Origin of the sequence: Actinoplanes awajinensis subsp. mycoplanecinus (genome assembly GCF_001509495.1) — a bacterium.
In the GTDB taxonomy this organism is placed as follows: Bacteria; Actinomycetota; Actinomycetes; order Mycobacteriales; family Micromonosporaceae; genus Actinoplanes; species Actinoplanes palleronii.
Map to the genome: position 1 here is coordinate 96,483 of NZ_LLZH01000001.1, position 18,108 is coordinate 114,590.

Here is an 18,108-nt window from a genome sequence, read left to right on the forward strand (position 1 = left end):
CAGCACGCCGGGCTCGCACGGAAGTCGCGGACGTCAGGCGCCGGAGAGCGCCGCGTCGTCCTGATGGGGTTGAGGGTTGCCGAACAGGCCGAGCAGCCCGGTCACCCAGAGCTGTTTGTGAGCGAACCGGCTCGGCTGGGTCACGACCACCTTGACACCGCTCACCCCGGCGAGCTGGAACGCCGCCACGAGTGCGCTGATCCCCACGGAGTCGATGAAGGTCACGTGCTGCATGTTGAGCTCGATGCGCGCCGGGGCGCCCTCGGCGAGCTGGGCCGCGACGGCCTCACGGATCTCGTACGCGTTCTCGACGTCGATCTCGCCGCGTGGCGAGACCTCGACAGCACCGTCAGCCAGCGTCGACGTCATTATCGACAGCGTCACGCCTCTTCCCTCCACCCGCCCGGGGAGCCGGGCGTTGTTCCTCTTTGACGCGGGTCAGTCAGACCGTCCTGGAGCAGGACGGATGGACCAACCCACGGAAGGTTCGGTGAAACTGACCGAAAGGTTAGGCCCCGAACCTGTTAGACACCTGAGTGGCCCGTGTGAGCGAGGTCAACAGTACTGCGGGACGTCAAATCGTTTTGGAAATGTGATGCCGTCCATACCGGACGTTTGCCGACGCCCTTGTCGGGGCACGAACCCCGGTGAAGGGCGAGCGCAGGAGGGTAACCGACGATGTTCACGACGAGGAAGAGCCGGGCCGAACGGACCGCCGCCCAGGCGTGGGATCACCTGTCAGCCGCCATGGCGGCCGCCGGTGAGACTGCCAGGGACGCCGGCAAGCAGGCCGCAGACGCTGCCGACCGGGCCGGCCGGGGCACCCGTGCGCTGGCGGACCGGACCAGCACCCTGGCGGACAAGACCAACCGGCGCAGCCGCAAGCTGGCCACCCGGGTCGACAAGAAGAGCCACAAGCTGGCCGGCAAGGCCAACAAGAAGAGCCACGAGCTCGCCAGCCGGGCCGGTGGCGCCGCCGACGAGGCCTGGGCACGGGCCAACGCCGCGGCCGGCGCGCTGGCCGGCCACAAGCCGGGCCGCCCGTGGGGCCTGATCGCCGGGGTCGGCCTGCTCGGGCTGGCGGCCGGCTGGGTCGCCGCGTCCACCGCCCGCGCGGCGCTGGAGCGGCAGGCCGAGAACGAAGAGCTGGAACTGGCCGAAACGGCTGTCGTGGTCACCCCCACGTACGAGGAGAAGCAGCAGTAGCGGCGCAACGAGACCGAACAAGGGTATGGCGGCCTGGCCGGGCCGCCATACCCTTGTTCGCATGTCCGAGCCGGTCCACGACGGGACGAAGGGCACCTCCGCTGATCTCCCGTTGATCGGCCCGGCTCTGTACAGTTGACCGGCATTGCCCTCGATCAGTTCGTTACCGCGGCCTTCGGGGCCGCCCGATCAGAAAAGGTCCACCTGGTGCTCAGTGCGGGACATCTCCTGGACAACCGCTACCGGTTGGACGACCGGATCGCCACCGGTGGCATGGGTGACGTGTGGCGTGGCACCGACGTGGTGCTGGGTCGTGTCGTAGCGGTAAAGGTGCTGCGCACGGCGATGCTCGACGACCCCGAGTTCGCCGCCCGGTTCTATGGCGAGGCCCGGATGATGGCCGCGTTCCGGCACCCGAACGTGGTCGAGGTCTACGACTACGCCGAGGCCGGCGACTCCGGCGGCCCGGAGAAGGTCGCCTATCTGGTGATGGCGTTCGTCGAGGGCGAACCGCTGTCCAACCGGGTCAAGCAGGGCCCGATCCCGGTCGCTGAGACGATGTCGATCGTGGCGCAGGCGGCCGACGCGCTGCACGCCGCGCACGACGCCGGCATCGTGCACCGCGACGTGAAGCCCGGCAACCTGATCGTGAAGCCGACCGGCGCGGTGATCCTGGTCGACTTCGGTGTCGCCCGCTCCAACGCGCTGACCAGCATGACCGGCCTGAACTCGATCGTCGGCACCGCGCTCTACATGGCGCCCGAGCAGGTCGCCAAGGGCAATCTGACCCCCGGCACCGACGTCTACGCGCTGGGCGCGGTGGCCTACCACTGCATCGCCGGCCAGCCCCCGTTCGACGGGGACAACGCGCTCCAGGTCGCGCTGCGTCACCTGGAGGACGAGCCCGACCCGCTGCCCGACCACGTCCCGCTCGCGGTGCGCGAGCTGATCATCCGGGCGATGGCCAAGCAGCCGGCCGACCGGTTCCCCACTGCGGCCGAGTTCGCCGAGGCGGCGTATGCCGCGGTCGGCACCCCGCAGGACTGGAAGCGGCTGACCGGCACCGCGCTGATCGCACCGACCAGCGGCGCACCGACCGTGCCTGCCTCGATCAGCGCGGCCTCGATCAGCCCGGCCCCGATGACCCAGCCGGTGCCCCGCCCGCGGATGTCGCCCGCTCCCCCGCCGATGCGCGCGCCCGAGCCGGTCGCCGCGCCGCGGGTGCAGCGCAGCCTGATGGTCGCGGTGATCGCGCTGTTCGTGCTGGCCGGCGGCCTCGGCGTGGCCTTCGCGATGTCCAACGACAAGGACCCGGTCGAGGCCGGCACGGGCGACAAGAAGAACCCGCCCGCCGTGGTGACCACCACGACACCCGCGCCGGAGGCGACCGACCAGTTCAGCGAGTCGCCGATCTCGAACGGCGACGACGACAACACCCCCTCGCGCAAACCGTCGTCGTCCCGCAAGCCGAGCAAGTCGCCGTCCCCGAGCGCGTCGGCCTCCGCGTCGCCGACCCCGAGCGACACCCCGTCGTCGTCGCCGACCCCCGACACCAGCACGACGCCGCCCACCAAGGACCCGGAGCCGGATCCCACGACGGACCCGCCCACGACACCCACGACGGACCCCGCTGCCGATCAGTAACAGCCCGGGGTTGACCCTCACACCGTGTCAGACGGGACGGTGGACCGACCATGTTGAGTATCGGAGACTTCGCCGGTCTGAGCCGGGTGTCGGTGCGCATGCTGCGCCACTACGACGCCATCGGCCTGCTCCGCCCCGCCCACGTCGACCCGCACAGCGGCTACCGCTACTACACGGCGGAGCAGCTGCGGCGGCTCAACCGGATCCTCGCCCTCAAGGACCTCGGCTTCAGCCTGCAACAGGTGCAGGTGATGATCGAGGAGAAGGTCGACACCGGTGAGCTGCGCGGGATGCTGCGACTGCGGCGGGCCGAGCTGGCCGAGCAGGTGGAGCGGGACAACGCCCGCCTGGCCCTGGTCGACGCGCGTCTCCGCATGATCGAGACGGAGGGTCACATGAACACCGGAGATGTCCTCTTCAAGCGGATCCCGGCACTGCGGGTGGCGGAGCTGTCCACCACCGCCCTGGGGTACGACCACCCCACGTCGATCACCGAGAACCTGTCGCCGCTCTTCCCCCGCCTGGCGGAGCTGCTGGAGCAGGCCGGGGTCGCGATCACCGGTTCGTCGCTGGCGTACTACCGGCCCGCGCCGACCGGGCCCGGCGACGAGACGATCACCGCGCACGCGGCGTTCCCGATCGGTGACGCCGAGGTCGGCACGGCCGGGTTCGACGTGGTGGTGCTGCCGCCGATCGACGCGGCCACCTCAGTGCACGAGGGCCCGATGTCGGAGGCGTTCCGCACCGGCGAGCGGATCGCCACCTGGATCGAGGACAACGGGCTCCGGCCGGTACCGCCCGGTTTTGCCCGTGAGGTGTACCTGCACTGCCCGGACGGCGAGCTCGACAAGTGGCTCACCGAGATGCAGGTGCCGCTGGACGGCACCGGAAATGCAACCGAGAAGAGCTGAATCCTCAACTGGGCCCGGTAGCGGCCGATGATCGCGGGTGGCACGGAGACTGCACCCGGGCCGCTACCGGAAGGGCCGCACCGATGACGACCGTTCAGACCCCGCAGACCCCGCACGAGCCGCTGCCGTACCCGGTCTCTCCGCCGTGGATCGACACGGCCGAGGCGGCGGCGACGGAGGAACTGGAGCCGCTGCCGTTCGGCGGTGTGGTCCCGCCGTACGGCTCGCCCAGCAACAAGCACGGCCAGTTGCTGGTCCGCTTCCCGCACGAGATGACCGGCTCGGCCCGCCCGGACGCCCCGTCCTGGCGGCCGGTGGTGGCCTGGACGTTCCTGTTCAGCCTGCTGGGCGTGGTCTCGGCAATGCAGCGGTCGCGGAAGGCCCGGGCGTACGGCCGGCGTCGCGCGCCGTACTGGGTGGCGTTCGTGGTGACGGCGGTGGCCGGCGGGGCGTTCTGGACGGCGCTCGCGGTCGACGTGGTGCTGCCGCTGCACCGGACCCAGGTCGAGGACAAGGCCACCGACGCGGTGCAGGAGAAGGTGTTCGGCGACGGCCGGGTGGAGGCCGCCGTCGGCACCACGGTCAAGACCGGCGCGTGTGTGCCGGTCGGTGACCGTGGCGCGGACGGGCTGCGCCGTTACGACTGCACGTTCCTGCTGACCGACGGGCGGTCCGCCTTGATGACCATCGAGGCGGACGCCCGCGGCAGCTGGGAGACGACCAAGTAGCGGCCGGCCGGTGAGTGCTGGTCAGAACGTGACCGGCACACCCTCGCGGACCAGCTGCCAGTTCTTCACGAAGAAGTCGGCCGGGTCGATCTTGCCCTTGGCCTGCGCCCAGTCGATCAGGAGCTGACGGATCTCCTTCTGCTCGTTGTAGACCTGGGTCTTCACGATGCCCGGGAACGCGCCGCCACCGGACCGCCGGTAGTTGTTCACCGCGATCACGAACTGCGCGTCGGCGGCCACGTCGACGCCGTTGAGCTGCAGCTTGGTGATCCGGCTGCCGACCGGCTTGCTGATGTCGATGTCGTACTCGACGCCGGAGAGGGTGTCGTAGTTGTAGTCCGGCACCGTGCTCACGTTGATGGTCGCCGGGTCGACGACGGCACCGACCGCGTACGTGTTGAAGTACTTCGCCGAGTACTCCAGGTAGGCACGCACCTCGGCGCCGGTCAGCACGACGGCTTCCAGGGTGTTGTCGTAGATGTACAGCCCCGCGACGTCCTTGATCTTGACGTCGCCCTTCGGGAACACCGCGGTCCGGCTGAACGGCGCGGCGATCGAGAGGACCGGCAGAGCCGCGTACGCGGTGCCGGCCAGCGCGGCCACCACCGTGTCGGTCTGCACCTTGTTGATGTAGTCGAGGATCGGGGTGTCCTCGTACCGCGAGGTGGCCGCGGACAGCTCCGCGGTCGACGCCGCGACGACCTGGTTGATGTACGCCACGGTCTTCTCGTGCTGGCCCTTCACCGCGGCCAGCACCTTCGGGTCGGCCTCGACGGTGTTGGTGTTCAGCGTGGCCGACGCCTTCGTGGTGATCTTCCAGCAGCCGTGCTCGCGCACCAGCGTGAAGTCCATCTTGGTGAGCCGCTGGCCGAACTTCGACGGCTCGGAGAGCAGCACCTGCGTGCCGGTCTTGGTGTTCGTGACGAAGCGCTGCGCGACCTCGTTGTGCGCGTGCCCGAACAGGATCGCGTCGATCCCCGGGACCTGCTCGGCGATCAGCGCGGACGGGTTCTCGTTCGGCAGCTCGGTGCCGTAGCTGGAGGTGCCACTGTCGCCACCGTGCGCCGAGATGATCACGACGTCGGCGCCGTTGCGCCGCATGATCGGCACCCACTTGGCGGCGGTCGCCACCATGTCGAGGAAGCTGAGCTTGCCCTCGACGTTGCCCTTGTCCCAGATCGCCACGCCCGGGTTGGTCAGGCCCAGGATGCCGACGCGCAGGGTGGGCGCGTGCTTGCCGAGCGAGACCTTCTTGATGATGTACGGCGTGAACGCCGGCTTGCCGGTCTTCGCGCTGACCGCGTTGGCGGCCAGGGCCGGGAAGCCGAGCTGCCGGATCCACAGGTTCAGCAGCGGCAGGCCGTAGTTGAACTCGTGGTTGCCCAGCGTGATCGCGTCGTAGTGCAGCACGTTCATGGCCTTGGCCATCGGGTGCTTCGCGCCGGTCTCGGTGATCGGCTCCTGCTTGGCGTAGTAGGTCGCCAGCGGGGTGCCCTGGATCGTGTCACCGGCGTCGAGCACCAGCGTGGCGCCGGTCGCCTCGGCGCGCAGCTTGTTCACGAGCGCGGCCAGCTTGGCGACACCGACGTCGTTGTGCGCGGAGTCGTCGTACTCGGCGTCCTTGTAGTAGTCCCAGTTGTACACGTTGCCGTGCGTGTCCGAGGTGCCCAGCACGGTCAGCTGGAACGTCTCGGGGGTCTTCGGGGGCTTCGGGGCGCCCTTGCCGCCAGCCTGCGCCGAGCCGGGGAAGGCGAGCGGTGCCGCAGCGGCGGCGGCCGAGACCGCCAGCACGCCACGCCGCGATACGCCGTTGGGAAGCGTCATTGCGAGCCTTTCGCAGGGGAGTTCAAGCGGCGCGCCTCGTGGGCGCGCCGAAAGAAGCACCCTAACGGTGGATCAGGTCATCGGTCGATCAACGGAAGGTTGCGCGGTGATCAACTTTCCTCAAATCTCCTCGAGCGTCTCGATACCCAGCAGAAACATTCCAGTGTGGAGGGTGCGGGCGGTCAGCTCGGCCAGCCCCAGCCGGCTGGCCCGCACGTCGTCGGCGGCCCGCAGCACCGGGCACCGCTCGTAGAAGACCGAGAAGGCCACGGCCAGGTCGTGCAGGTATCCGGCCAGCCGGTGCGGCTCGGCCTGCCCGGCGGCGGCCCGGAGCGCCGGCTCGAAACCGAGCAGGGTCAGGGCCAGGGCCCGCTCGGCCGGTTCGGTCACCGTGACCGGTCCCGGCCCGGTGCCGGCCTTGCGGAACAGCGACCGGATCCGGGCGTAGGCGTACTGCAGGTAGGGACCGGTGTTGCCGGTGCTGGCCAGCATCCGGTCCCAGTCGAAGACGTAGTCGCCCCGCCGGTCACCGGAGAGATCGGCATATTTGATCGCGCCGATCCCGATGGCCGGCGCGGTCGCCCGGGCCACCGCCTCGTCCAGCAGCTCGGCCAGCTTGATCGTGTCGCCGGCCCGGGTCTTCAGCATCTTGCCGTCCGCGCCCAGGATCGAGCCGAACCCGAGGTGCTCGGCGGTCACCCCGCCGGGCAGCCAGCCGGCCTTCCGGGCCACCGCGAAGACCATCTCGAAGTGGGTGCGCTGCGGTGCGCCGACCACGTAGAGCAGCCGGTCCGCGCCGAGCGTGCCGACCCGGTGCCGGATCGCGGCCAGGTCGGTCGCGGCGTACCCGAAACCGCCGTCGGCCTTGCGCACGATCAGCGGCAGCGCGTCGCCGTCCCGCCCGGTGAACCCGTCCGGGAACGCGCACAGCGCGCCGTCACTCTCGGTCAGCAGACCCTGCGCCAGCAGCTCGGCCACCAGCACCGGAAGGTCGTCCTGATAGCGGCTCTCGCCGGCGAAGTCGTCCGGGCCGAGGGTGACGCCGAGCCGCTGGTAGACGTCCAGGAAGTAGCGTTCGGACTGGGCCACCAGCCGCTGCCACAGGTCCCGGGAGAGCGGATCGCCGGACTGCAGCGCCACCACCCGCAGCCGGGCCCGGGTCCGGAAGTCGTCGTCGGTGTCGAACTTGGCCCGGGCGTCCTGATAGAACGCGGTCAGATCCCGGATCGAGTGATCACCCGAGCCGCCCAGGTCGACCAGGTGCTCGACGAGCATCCCGAACGGGGTCCCCCAGTCGCCCAGGTGATTCACCCGGACCACGTCGTGGCCCAGCCACTCCAGCGTCCGGGCCAGCGCGTCCCCGATGATCGTCGAGCGCAGGTGCCCGACGTGCATCTCCTTGGCCACGTTCGGCCCGGAGTAGTCGATCACGATCCGCTCCGGCGCGGCAGTCGCGGGCACACCGAGCCGCTGATCAGCACCGGTCAGCCGCAAACTCTCGGCGAGCAGGTCGTCGCCGATCGTCAGGTTCAGGAACCCCGGACCGGAGACGGTGATCTCGGCGAGCCCGGCCAGGTCGGCACGCGCGGCCACCTCGGCGGCGATCTCCCGGGGCGCCCGGCCCAGCTCCCGGGCCAGGGCCAGCGGCGCACCGGACTGGAAGTCGGCGTGCGGCGACGCCCGCACCGCCGGATCGACCGGATGGCCGGCGACCGCTTCCAGCGCGGGCGCGAGCCGATCCGACAGGAGAGATTCAAAATTCACGATCAACCCCATTCATCGTACGAACGAAGCGGGTCGACCGGAGTGACACGTCAGCAACCGGCGGGATCGACCCGCCGGCGGAGAGCACAGTTCAGCGGCGGCCGTGAAGTCGCCGGCGTCGCTCGCTGAAGGTGCTGTGCATGCCGCGACTATAGCGGCTCAGTCGTCGTGGGCGATGTGCTTCATCTGCGGCCACAGCACGGCCAGGAAGATCGCCGCGCAGACGAACGCCACCTGGAACGGGGCGGCCACGCCGTACCGCGAGGCCAGCACGCCGCCGGCCGCCGCGCCGACCACCAGCCCGCCGTAGATGCAGATGACGCTCACCGCGCCGACCCGGCCCTGCAGGTGCACCGGCACCGACCGCTGCCGGACCGTGGTCGCCGTGGTCCGCCAGACGAACTCGTGCACCCCGAACAGGAAGAAGGTCGGCAGCGCCACCCACGGCGAGGCGGTGAACCCGAGCACCGCGTGAGTGCCGGTCTCGATGAACAGGCCGATCCGCATCAGGTTGCCCAGGCTGACCCGGGCGGTGAGCCAGCCGTACGCGCCGGTGGCGAGGATCCCGCCGGCCGCCATCACCGTGGTGACCAGGCCGAAACCGATCGAGCCCAGCCCGAGCCGCTCGCTCACGTAGAGCACCAGCACCGACCAGGACGCCCCGAACGCCAGATTGAAGATCAGCACGATCAGGCAGAGGGTCCGGACCGCTGGGTGGCGCACCACCCAGCGGACCCCCTCGGCCACGTCCCGGCGCACCCCGGCCGTCGCGGGCCGGCCGTGCGCCGGCAGGCGGACCCGGGAGACCAGCAGCGTGCCGGCCACCAGCAGCAGCACCTCGCCGGCCAACGGCCAGGCCCGGCCGGCGGCGAACAGCGCGGCGCCCAGCGGCGGACCGGCCAGCTGGTTCAGCGTGATGAACCCGGCCGACAGCCGGGCGTTGGCCAGCGGCAGATCGGCCCGGTCGACGAGCATCGGCGCGAGCGTGCCGGTGGTGTTGTCGGCGAACACCTCGGCCGTGCTGAGCAGCCCCAGCCCGAGCAGGGCGAGCTCCACCGAGAGCCGGCCGGCGGCCAGGGTGCCGATCAGGGCGAGCAGCACCAGCACCCGGACCGCGTTGGCCAGCAGCAGGATCCGGCGGCGGTCGTGCCGGTCCGAGAGCACCCCGGCGTACAGGCCGCAGACCAGCGGCGGGGCCCAGGAGAGCAGGGCGGCCAGCGAGATCCGGAACGGGTCGTCGGTGAGCGAGGCGACGAGCAGCGGACCGGCCGCCGCGGAGATGCCGTCGCCGAGGTTCGTCGCCCAGGACGAGCCCACCAGCCAGCGGAAATCCACACCGAGACGAGCGGGCAGCACGGTACGGACCAAAGGAGCGATCATCAGGACCGCACCTTACGGAATAACATTTCTCGGCGTGAGCCAATTTGCCGGCTGGGAGCCGGGAGCGGCCGGGGTGCTGCGACTGCCGTCCGGGCGACTGGTCCGGGGCCGCGGGCTGCGTGCGGCGATGCCGTCCGGGCACCCGCCGCGCTTCGGCGTGTACCTGCTCGGCGCGGAACCGCCCGAGGTCGGGTGGGAGACGCGCTGGGTGCGCTGGCGGGACTTCTGGCTGCCGGCTGACCCTGCGTACGCGAAAGCGGTGTTGATCGAAGCCTGGACCCGCGCGGACCGTGAGCGGGTCGAGATCGCCTGCTGGGGCGGCCGGGGCCGGACCGGAACCGCGCTGGCCTGCCTGGCCGTGCTGGACGGGCTGCCGGCGGCCGAGGCGGTCGGGTTCGTGCGTGGGCACTACCACCACCGTGCCGTGGAGACGCCGTGGCAGCGGCGCTTCGTCGACCGCTTCCACACGCTCTGACCGGTGTTCTAGGGTTCGCGGATGTCGATTCTCGCCACCGATGTGCAGCACACCGGGCACCGTGCCGGGCACCGGATCCTGCGCTGGTGCGCGGTGGCCGTGGTGGCGCTCACCGTCGCGGCGGTGCTGGCCGGGTGCGGCGCGTGGCTGGGCTGGCGGGACGCCGGTCCACTGCCGAGCGACCAGCGGGCGGTCGCGATCGCCGGCGAGGTGCTGCCCGGCGCCCGGGTCGGCGGGATCGAACGATGGGACACGATCTTCGGCTCGGACTCCTCGGGCGACGCGCCCCTGCTCCTCGGCGCCTTCCTCGGCGACGACGAGTACGCCGGCGGCTCGGTGCTGCTGCCGGTCGACGTGCCGGACGTCGCCGAGGTCCGGGCCACCCTGGAGCGCACCGGCTGGCAGATCCTGCCGGACTCCGGGCGCTGGGACCTGGCCGGCGTGGCAGCGGAGGCCTACGTGACCGCCCGCCGCGACGACGTGGAGATCGCCGTCTACCACGACGATCTGGGCTTCTACCAGGACGATCACTGGGTGGCGGAGAGCGGCATCGTCTTCTGGCACCCGGAACCGGCCCTGGTCCGGCCGCTGGCCCTGCTCGGCTGGGGGCTCGGCCTGCTGCTGGGCGGCTGGGCCGCGCTGAAGGTCACCGCCCGGCAGTCCGGCCGCCGGCCGTGGCGCCGGTCGGCGTGGATCGGGTCGGCGCTGCTGGCCCTGCCGACGCTCGCGGTGACCGGCGAGCTGTTCGCCCCGGCCGTGGTGGTCCCGCCGGACCCGCCGGGAGCGCTCTGGGAGCCGTACGTGCTGTTCCCGGCCCTGGTCATCGCCGGGACGGCCGCCTGGGCCCGCGCCCTCGTGGTGCGCCTGCGCCGGGCCGGCTAATCGGCCTTGTCGCCGCCGTTCTCCTTGCGGGCGGTCTGGGTGGACTTGTAGGACAGGTAGGTCAGGAACGCCGAGACGCCGCCGAGCAGCGCGGCCACGACGCTGGCCAGCTGATCGGCGAGGTTCGGACCCAGGCTGGCCATCCCGGCGACCGCGAGGGCGAGCAGCACCAGCAGGCCGAGCGCCATGGTCTGCGCACGCCGGTCGGCCAGGTTCCCGGCCGGGCGGGCCGGACGGCGGCGGCTGGTCACCAGCCAGACGGCGGCCTCGACCAGGATGATCGCCGCGGTCACGAAGACCGGGACGAGCCAGGCCTGCAGACCGGTCTCCTCGCTCATCGCAACGCTCCCTGCATCCCCTCGACGAAACCGTCGGTGAGCTGCACACCGCGGTAGAGGTAGTCGTAGGTGTGCTGGCGGAACACCTGGGCGAAGTCCGCGTACCCGGCGCTCATCGGACGCGGGTGGGCGTCCTCCACCGCGGACCGGACGATCTCCAGGTGCGGCATCGCGGCCTTCACCTCGGGGTCGTTGTAGGCCTCCGACGCGGTCGGCGCGAACCCGTAGGTGGCCAGCAGTTTCTGCGCCGGCATCCCGGTCAGGAAGTGGATCACCGCCTCGGCCTCGTCGCGGTACCCGGTGTCCTCGGCCACCGCGAGACCCTGGCCGCCCAGCACCCCGATCGGGAGCCGGCCCAGCCGGATCGCCGCGGTGCCGGGCTTCTTGTCCCGCTCCTCGCGGTCGATCGCCGGGAACCAGACCGGCCAGTTCCGCATGTAGCGCAGGTTCCGCTCCTGGAACGCCGCGTTGGTCTTCTCCTCGCCGGCCACCGCCACGATCCGGTTGTCGCGCAGCGCGCCGGCGAGCGGCGCGAGGGCCCGCTGCCACTGGCCGAGGCTCGTCGAGACCACGCCCCGCTCGTCGAGGATCGTCCGGTCCTGTGCCAGGGCCTGCTCCAGGACGTTGATCACGAACGCTTCGTCGGTGGTCGAACCCTCCGTCGCCAGCTGGGCGGCGAGCTGCCGCACCTGCGTGCGGTCGGCGACCAGCCGGCCGATCTCCGGCTCGGCGTCCGCGGCCCGCTTGTCGGTGATCCGGCGGTAGAGCATGCCGACGTCGGTGTTGAGCGGGACCGCCCAGAGCCGGGCCGAACCCTCCTCGACCTGGCTGACCCGCTGCACCGGCGCGAGCAGGGTGATGCCGTCCGGCGGGTCGATCGGCGCGATCCGGCCCCGGGCCGCGAACCGCGGGATGTGGATGACGTCGAGGTTGTAGATGTCGGCCCGGGTGCCGGCGAACTTGTCGTACTGGTCCCGGGTGGAGCTGTTGACCGTCAGCACGTCGAGCCGGACGTCCGGGTTGAACCGGTTCCACAGGTTGATCAGCAGGCTCCGCCCGCCGGTCGCGTCGCCCCCGGTGACCAGGGTGAGGGTCACCGGGGTACGCCGCGTCAGGAGATAACCGGTGGCCGTGGAGAGCATTCCGGCGGTGATCACCCCGGCGATGAACGAGCGCCGCGAATACAGGTCCGGCATGTGATTCACGTTACTCGATGTGCGCCCGGGGTGGACGCATCGTCACGCCACCGTGGGCGGTTTCCAGACGGTGAAGTCCTGGATGTGGAAGTGGCTGGCGACGGTGCGGAACGCGAACCAGCCGCTGTCGTACGGGTCCGGGTCGGTCCAGTCGAAGATCAGCTGGTCGTCGCTGTAGTAGCGGATCCGGTCGCCGAGCACCGAGATCCGTACGTGGATCGGCACGTTCGCCCGGATCAGCGGCGACGTGTAGTCGTAGATCAGCGGGCGGTTGCCGGCCTCACCCACGTAGCGGCGGAACCGGGTGGTGGTGTTGAGGTTCGCGCCCTGCCCGACGTAGTAGGTCCTCAGGTAGTCGTACTCGGCGAGCGCGCCGTGCCGCTCGGTGGCGAAGACGTCGTCCGGCGAGCGGGAGTCGCGCGCGCTCCAGAACGAGTTCAGGTCGGTGACGTGGTCGTTCGGGCCACCGTTCTGGACCGGGGTGGCGGTGTACTCGATCTCGTAGGGGCCCTCGAGCTCCTGCTTGAACCAGACGCTCGCACCGCCGGGGACGTCGATGTCCAGCACGCCGTCGCCAGCGGCCACGGTCCCGCCGGTCTGCAGTTCGGCCTGCCACTTGCCGGTGTCTCCGCGGAAATCGTCCTGCGCGACGACCTGCCAGGCGTTCCCCGCCTGCGCCGTCGTCTTGATCCTGGGCCGGGCCGGGGCCTGGCCGCCGAACCCGAGGTAGAAATCGGTCAGCGTGGACTGCAGGTAGCCGCGGACCGTCCAGCCCAGACGGTAGGCCGGGTCGTGCGCCAGCGTGTAGAGCCGGGTGCTGGTCGGTACGTTCGTGGTGAAGACCCGCAGCGCGGTGTGGTCACTCGTCTCGGCCAGGTACTCCTCGCGCCAGTCGCCGAGGATGTCGCCGTAGAACGGGACCGCGTTGCGCCAGGACGAGACGACACCGGCCGGCTCGAAGATCTTGTTGCTCTGCTGCTTCGTCCAGTCCCACTTCTCGACGTACGTCTTGTCCAGCAGCTCGGAGCCGGTGTCGCCGTCCCACCAGATGCGGAAGTTCACGCTCGGCGTGGCGGTCGAGACCTTGGTGCCGTCGACGTTCCAGACGCCGGCGCCGGGCAGGTCGGCGTTCGCGGTCGCGGCCCAGAACTCGTAGCCGGGGTGGGTCGGGTCGATGTCCGCCGTGGTGCCGCGCGGGATGTCCCAGAGGGTGGCGTCCTGCGGGACGTCCGGGTGCGAGCCGGTGATCAGCCGCTGACCGGTCGACGCGTCGTAGTAGTACCAGGGGAAGGTGGTGAAGACGCCGCCCTCGGTCTGCTGGATGGCGTAACCCTCCAGGCCGGGACGGTTCGGGTCGAGGTCACCGATGTGGAAGCGGTCGCCGTGCACGGACTCCGGCACCACGTAGCGGAACGTGCCGTCGCTGTTGACCACGTAGTTGCCGTCGGCGATCTCGTCCCGGCCGTCCTGGTCGACGTCGACCACGCGCAGCTGGTGGAAGCTGGTGCCCTGGTCGACGCCCCGGACGAACGTCCAGCGCCGGGTCAGGTCCCGGCCGTCGAAGTCCCAGGCCGCGAAGAGGACCCGGAAGTCGCCGCGCTTGGCGCCGATCCGGGTGACCTGCTTGGTGATCAGGCTGGGGTGCACGCCGTCCAGGTAGCCGACGCCGTACTGGCCGCCGGACGGGCCGTCGGCGAGGAAGTCGACGGCGACCGGGACGCGCTCGCGCTCGACGCCGGAGTACCCGTCGATCACCGAGACGAACTGGTCGAGCGGGTTGCCCGTGGTGACCGTGGCGCCGTCGGCGAAGGTCGTGCCGTTGGCGGTCTTGACGACGACCTCGGCGCGACCGTCGCTGTCCAGGTCATAAACGGTCACGTTGTCGTCGTTGCGGTAACCCGCGACGTCGCCGTACCCGCTGATCGCGGCGAGCGGCGGGTCGTTGGCGGCGGTGCCACCGGCCCGGGTCCAGGACGCCGGCCCCAGGTCGACCCGCCACAGCTGCGCGCCCGCGAGGGTGTACGCCTCGAGGTAGTTCGGCTTGTCGAGGTCGGTGGAGAGCCGGGACACCACGATCTCGTAGCGACCGTCCCCGTCCAGGTCACCCGGCCAGGCGTGCTGCACGTAGTAGCCGGGCGCGTCGGCGAGCGGGATGTCGCCGGGCGTGACCGCGGCCGGGCTCGTCGCCTGCTCCCGGCCGTGCACCACGGCCCGGACGGTGTAGGCGCCCGCGCCCCGGGACTTGTCGGTGTAGGTGGTCGACCTGGTGATCGGCCGCTGGTTGAGCCGCCGTGATCCCTTGTAGACGTCGAAGGCGATGTCGGAGCCGTACTCGGTGCCGAGCAGGCGCCAGCTCAGGAACGTCCCGCCCTTCTCAGCGGGGACCGCGACCAGGCCCCGGTCGAGCGACTCGACAATGCGTTTCGGCTGATCAGTTCCGGTCGGCCGACCGCCGGCATAGGCCGGCGGGGCGAACAGGCCTGCGGTCAGGGCCAGGCCGGCCCCGGCCGCCAGGAGGGCACGTCTCATCGTTACTCCAAGATCCGGTACGCCGGAGATCGACGTGCGGCGGACCGTAGGAGATCAGTGTGTATCGACGTTTGCGCACATTTAAAGGTATGCGTGTTAACAGTGCCGTTCAGGCTGCTAGCGGCTTTGCCGCGCTGCAAGAGTATGACCCGGACTACACTCCAGCGCCTCCACCAGCGCGCCGAGGCTGTCGCCGAGCGGCACGTCGGTCAGCTCGGCCCGGATCCGCTCGTCCACCCGCTGGAAGAGACGCCGGCCGCGGGCGGTCAGATGCACCTTGATCCGCCGCCGGTCCAGGTCGTCGCCGCGACGGTAGACCAGATTGTCCTCGACCAGGTGGTCGACCAGCCGGGTCAGGCTGCCCGGCGGCAGGAAGGCCCGCTCGGAGAGCTCGGTCATGAACCGGCCCTTGCCGTCGGCGAGCAGCGCGATCACCCGCCACGCGTCGAGCGAGCAGTCCTCCGCGTCGAGGATGGCGGACAGCCGGCGGGCGAGCAGCCGCTCGGCCCGGGTCAGCAGGTACAAAAGATCCGTGGGTCCCCGCATCGTCGGGATGTTACCCAATCCGTGCTTCAGATCCAGTCCGGCTTCCAGGACGATGAGGGTCATGTCCCGGTCGTTCGATGTGGCTCTCGTGGTGCCGCTGCGCGGGCCGGCCGGCATCTTCGGGCCGAGCGCCGAGCTCTGCGCGCAGCTCGCCGCCGAGGAGGTCAACCGTTCCGGCGGGGTGCTCGGCCGGGAATTGCGCCTGATCCCGGTGGACGGCGGCGCCGCGCCGCAGGCGGTGGCCGCCGAGGTCGCCGCGCTGGTGCACGCGGGCCTGGTGCAGGGCGTGACCGGCTGGCACATCTCCTCGGTCCGGCAGGCCGTGGCGCCGCGGATCGCCGGCCGGGTGCCGTACGTCTACACCGCGCTCTACGAGGGCGGCGAGCGCACCGAGGGCGTCTTCATGACCAGCGAGACCCCGGACGTGCAGCTGTTCCCGGCGATGCGGCTGCTGGCCCGCGAGCGCACCGCCCGCCGCTGGTACGTGATCGGCAACGACTACGTCTGGCCCCGCCGCACCGCCCGGGCCGCGCACCGCTACGCCGCCGCGAACGGCCTGCACATCGTCGGCGAGAGCTACGTACCGCTGGCCACCGACGACTTCTCCGAGGCGCTGCGCCGGATCGAGCTCTCCTCCGCCGACGCGGTGCTGATGCTGCTGGTCGGGATGGACGCGGTCCGGTTCAACCGGGCGTTCGCCCGCTCCGGGCTGCCCGGCCGCTGCCTGCGGCTGAGCACCCTGATGGACGAGAACATGCTGCTGGCCAGCGGCGCGCCGGCGACCCGCGACCTGTTCAGCACGGCCGGGTTCTTCGCCAACATGATCACGCCGGAGAACCTGGAGTTCCACGGCCGGTACGCGGCCCGGTTCGGACCGGAGGCCCCGCCGCTGGGCAGTCTCGGCGAGTCCTGTTACGAGGGTGTGCTGCTGCTCGCCGCGCTCGTCGAGCAGACCGGCGAGCTGGACGTCCGGGCGATCGGGGCGAACGCCGAGTCGGTGTCCTACGAGGGCCCCCGTGGTCTGCTCCGGCTGCGGAGCCGGCACGTGAACCAGCGGATCTATCTGGCCGAGGCCCGCGGTGTCGACTTCGACGTATTGACCGAGCTGCCTTGACAGGGTCGCCCGGGGGCGGCAAGGTTACTTCCAGCGGGAACTAAGTTCCCTTTGCCTACCATTCTGTGGTGGGCTTTTTTTATTTACCGGCCCGTTCCCGTAGAAACCGCGTATTAAGTTCCGGGAAACGGCACGGAAATCGAAAGATTTAAGACTGACACTGCACTGAGCGGCATCGCGGCCAGCCAGAGCGGCGCACGACCGGACACCCCGGCGGCATGACTTCCAGCGACGTCAATGCAATTTCCGGCCCGCAAAGGGCCTTGGAGGATTCATGTTCAGGATTCGCGGTCGCCGTTCGGCGACCATTGTCGCGACGGTGGCGGCCCTCGCGGCTCTCACCGCCTGTGGCGCCAAGACCGACGACAGCAGCTCGGCCTCGGCGGCCGGCGCGACCATCGACACCTCCGGATCGTCCATCAAGGTCGGTCTGCTCAACTCGCTCTCCGGCACCATGGCGATCAGCGAGGTGACCGTCCGGGACTCGCTCAAACTGGCGATCGAGGAGATCAACACCGGTGGGGGCGTGCTCGGCAAGCAGATCGAGCCGGTCAGCGAGGACGGCGCGTCGGACTGGCCGACCTTCGCCGAGAAGTCCCAGAAGCTGATCAGCCAGGACAAGGTCGCGGCCGTCTTCGGCTGCTGGACCTCGGCCTCCCGCAAGGCGGTCAAGCCGGTCTTCGAGAAGAACAAGTCCCTGCTGTTCTACCCGGTGCAGTACGAGGGCCTGGAGCAGTCGCCGTACATCTTCTACACCGGCGCCACCACCAACCAGCAGATCGTGCCGGGCCTGGACTACCTGAAGGCGCAGGGCAAGACCTCGCTCTACCTGGTCGGCTCGGACTACGTCTTCCCGCGCACCGCCAACAAGATCATCAAGGCGTACGCCGAGGCCAACGGCATGAAGGTGCTCGGCGAGGACTACGCCCCGCTGGGCTCCACCGAGTTCTCCACGATCGCCAACAAGGTGAAGGCGGCCGGCGCGTCGGCGATCTTCAACACCCTCAACGGCGACAGCAACGTGGCGTTCTTCAAGGAGTACAAGTCGGCCGGGCTGACCGCCGAGAAGATGCCGGTGGTCTCCGTCTCGATCGCCGAGGAAGAGGTCAAGAGCATCGGTACGCAGTACCTGGCCGGCCAGCTGACCGCGTGGAACTACTACCAGACCACCGAGGGCGCGGCGAACGAGAAGTTCGTCAAGGCCTACAAGGCGAAGTACGGCGCGGACAAGCCGACCAGTGACCCGATGGAGGCCGCGTACACCTCGGTCTACCTGTGGAAGGCCATGGTCGAGAAGGCCGGCTCGTTCGACGTCGAGAAGGTCAAGGCGGCCGCGGCGGCCGGCGGGATCACCTACGACGCCCCCGAGGGCAAGGTCACCGTGGACGGCCCGACGCAGCACATCTACAAGACCGCCCGGATCGGCAAGATCGGCGACGACGGCCTGATCAAGGAGGTCTGGAACTCCGGCGAGCCGATCAAGCCGGACCCCTACCTCAAGGGCTACAGCTGGGCGACCGGCCTCTCCTGACCTGCGCGACGGCGGGCCGCTCCGTTCGGGGCGGCCCGCT

Annotated in this window: 16 protein-coding genes; 8 read left to right on the forward strand and 8 right to left on the reverse strand. The window is 70.4% G+C overall.

The window, feature by feature from the left end; translation table 11 throughout:
• Window positions 1-33: 33 nt before the first annotated feature.
• Window positions 34-384 (reverse strand): STAS domain-containing protein, encoded by a 351-nt coding sequence (locus ADL15_RS00430; RefSeq protein ID WP_067683762.1) that lies wholly within the window; start codon window positions 382-384, stop codon window positions 34-36.
• A gap of 294 nt (window positions 385-678) precedes the next feature.
• Between ADL15_RS00430 and ADL15_RS00435 the strand changes: the two genes are divergently transcribed.
• From ADL15_RS00435 to ADL15_RS00450, 4 genes are all read left to right on the forward strand, one after another.
• Window positions 679-1,206 (forward strand): hypothetical protein, encoded by a 528-nt coding sequence (locus tag ADL15_RS00435; RefSeq protein WP_067683766.1) that lies wholly within the window; start codon window positions 679-681, stop codon window positions 1,204-1,206.
• 207 nt (window positions 1,207-1,413) lie between these two features.
• On the forward strand, window positions 1,414-2,850 hold the full coding sequence (locus ADL15_RS00440; protein ID WP_067684177.1) for a protein kinase domain-containing protein: 1,437 nt from the start codon (window positions 1,414-1,416) through the stop codon (window positions 2,848-2,850).
• 50 nt (window positions 2,851-2,900) lie between these two features.
• Complete coding sequence (locus ADL15_RS00445; RefSeq protein WP_067683769.1) at window positions 2,901-3,761, forward strand: MerR family transcriptional regulator; 861 nt, start codon at window positions 2,901-2,903, stop codon at window positions 3,759-3,761.
• Between the two features lie 83 nt (window positions 3,762-3,844).
• Window positions 3,845-4,489, forward strand: coding sequence for a hypothetical protein (locus ADL15_RS00450; RefSeq protein ID WP_067683772.1), 645 nt, complete (start codon window positions 3,845-3,847; stop codon window positions 4,487-4,489).
• Between the two features lie 21 nt (window positions 4,490-4,510).
• On the opposite strand, the gene ADL15_RS00455 is transcribed toward ADL15_RS00450, so the two are convergent.
• The 3 genes from ADL15_RS00455 to ADL15_RS00465 all read right to left on the reverse strand — a co-directional run bounded on the left by ADL15_RS00455 (window position 4,511) and on the right by ADL15_RS00465 (window position 9,454).
• The gene (locus ADL15_RS00455; RefSeq protein ID WP_067683775.1) at window positions 4,511-6,313 is read right to left on the reverse strand and encodes a bifunctional metallophosphatase/5'-nucleotidase; all 1,803 of its coding nucleotides are present in this window, start codon (window positions 6,311-6,313) and stop codon (window positions 4,511-4,513) included.
• 120 nt (window positions 6,314-6,433) lie between these two features.
• Window positions 6,434-8,077 carry an arginine--tRNA ligase gene (argS, locus tag ADL15_RS00460; protein ID WP_067684180.1) on the reverse strand — a complete coding sequence of 548 codons (1,644 nt, stop codon included), beginning with the start codon at window positions 8,075-8,077 and terminating at the stop codon, window positions 6,434-6,436.
• Between the two features lie 159 nt (window positions 8,078-8,236).
• On the reverse strand, window positions 8,237-9,454 hold the full coding sequence (locus ADL15_RS00465) for an MFS transporter (protein ID WP_157441086.1): 1,218 nt from the start codon (window positions 9,452-9,454) through the stop codon (window positions 8,237-8,239).
• A 37-nt stretch (window positions 9,455-9,491) separates the two neighbouring features.
• Between ADL15_RS00465 and ADL15_RS00470 the strand changes: the two genes are divergently transcribed.
• Together ADL15_RS00470 and ADL15_RS00475 are read left to right on the forward strand one after the other, a co-directional pair.
• Entirely contained in the window at window positions 9,492-9,932 is a 441-nt protein-coding gene (locus ADL15_RS00470) for a protein-tyrosine phosphatase family protein (protein ID WP_067683781.1), read from the forward strand.
• Between the two features lie 21 nt (window positions 9,933-9,953).
• A complete protein-coding gene (locus tag ADL15_RS00475) occupies window positions 9,954-10,814 on the forward strand; it encodes a hypothetical protein (RefSeq protein WP_067683784.1) in 861 nt (286 codons plus the stop codon).
• Here ADL15_RS00475 and ADL15_RS00480 read toward each other — a convergent pair.
• The 4 genes from ADL15_RS00480 to ADL15_RS00495 form a co-directional block, all read right to left on the reverse strand.
• Window positions 10,811-11,152, reverse strand: a complete 342-nt coding sequence (locus tag ADL15_RS00480; protein ID WP_067683787.1) for a hypothetical protein — start codon at window positions 11,150-11,152, stop codon at window positions 10,811-10,813. The two genes, ADL15_RS00475 and ADL15_RS00480, sit on opposite strands and share 4 nt — an antisense overlap.
• A complete protein-coding gene (locus ADL15_RS00485) occupies window positions 11,149-12,348 on the reverse strand; it encodes an extracellular solute-binding protein (RefSeq protein ID WP_067683790.1) in 1,200 nt (399 codons plus the stop codon). Before ADL15_RS00485 ends, ADL15_RS00480 begins: the two co-directional genes overlap by 4 nt.
• 42 nt (window positions 12,349-12,390) lie before the next feature.
• On the reverse strand, window positions 12,391-14,877 hold the full coding sequence (locus ADL15_RS00490) for a rhamnogalacturonan lyase family protein (protein WP_067683793.1): 2,487 nt from the start codon (window positions 14,875-14,877) through the stop codon (window positions 12,391-12,393).
• A gap of 117 nt (window positions 14,878-14,994) precedes the next feature.
• Window positions 14,995-15,423, reverse strand: a complete 429-nt coding sequence (locus ADL15_RS00495; RefSeq protein WP_067684183.1) for a MarR family winged helix-turn-helix transcriptional regulator — start codon at window positions 15,421-15,423, stop codon at window positions 14,995-14,997.
• Between the two features lie 61 nt (window positions 15,424-15,484).
• On the opposite strand from ADL15_RS00495, the gene ADL15_RS00500 reads away from it, so the two are divergent.
• Complete coding sequence (locus tag ADL15_RS00500) at window positions 15,485-16,537, forward strand: substrate-binding domain-containing protein (protein ID WP_232343825.1); 1,053 nt, start codon at window positions 15,485-15,487, stop codon at window positions 16,535-16,537.
• 274 nt (window positions 16,538-16,811) lie between these two features.
• On the forward strand, window positions 16,812-18,068 hold the full coding sequence (urtA, locus tag ADL15_RS00505) for an urea ABC transporter substrate-binding protein (RefSeq protein ID WP_067683799.1): 1,257 nt from the start codon (window positions 16,812-16,814) through the stop codon (window positions 18,066-18,068).
• The last annotated feature ends 40 nt before the right edge of the window (window positions 18,069-18,108 follow it).

Excerpts from the sequence above, each read along its gene's own strand:
- ADL15_RS00455 (WP_067683775.1), bottom strand. The coding sequence starts at position 6,313 with ATGACGCTTCCCAACGGCGTATCGCGGCGTGGCGTGCTGGCGGTCTCG.
- ADL15_RS00445 (WP_067683769.1), top strand. The coding sequence starts at position 2,901 with ATGTTGAGTATCGGAGACTTCGCCGGTCTGAGCCGGGTGTCGGTGCGC.
- ADL15_RS00475 (WP_067683784.1), top strand. The coding sequence starts at position 9,954 with ATGTCGATTCTCGCCACCGATGTGCAGCACACCGGGCACCGTGCCGGG.
- ADL15_RS00480 (WP_067683787.1), bottom strand. The coding sequence starts at position 11,152 with ATGAGCGAGGAGACCGGTCTGCAGGCCTGGCTCGTCCCGGTCTTCGTG.
- ADL15_RS00450 (WP_067683772.1), top strand. The coding sequence starts at position 3,845 with ATGACGACCGTTCAGACCCCGCAGACCCCGCACGAGCCGCTGCCGTAC.
- ADL15_RS00485 (WP_067683790.1), bottom strand. The coding sequence starts at position 12,348 with ATGCCGGACCTGTATTCGCGGCGCTCGTTCATCGCCGGGGTGATCACC.
- ADL15_RS00495 (WP_067684183.1), bottom strand. The coding sequence starts at position 15,423 with ATGCGGGGACCCACGGATCTTTTGTACCTGCTGACCCGGGCCGAGCGG.
- ADL15_RS00500 (WP_232343825.1), top strand. The coding sequence starts at position 15,485 with ATGTCCCGGTCGTTCGATGTGGCTCTCGTGGTGCCGCTGCGCGGGCCG.
- ADL15_RS00490 (WP_067683793.1), bottom strand. The coding sequence starts at position 14,877 with ATGAGACGTGCCCTCCTGGCGGCCGGGGCCGGCCTGGCCCTGACCGCA.
- urtA (WP_067683799.1), top strand. The coding sequence starts at position 16,812 with ATGTTCAGGATTCGCGGTCGCCGTTCGGCGACCATTGTCGCGACGGTG.
- ADL15_RS00435 (WP_067683766.1), top strand. The coding sequence starts at position 679 with ATGTTCACGACGAGGAAGAGCCGGGCCGAACGGACCGCCGCCCAGGCG.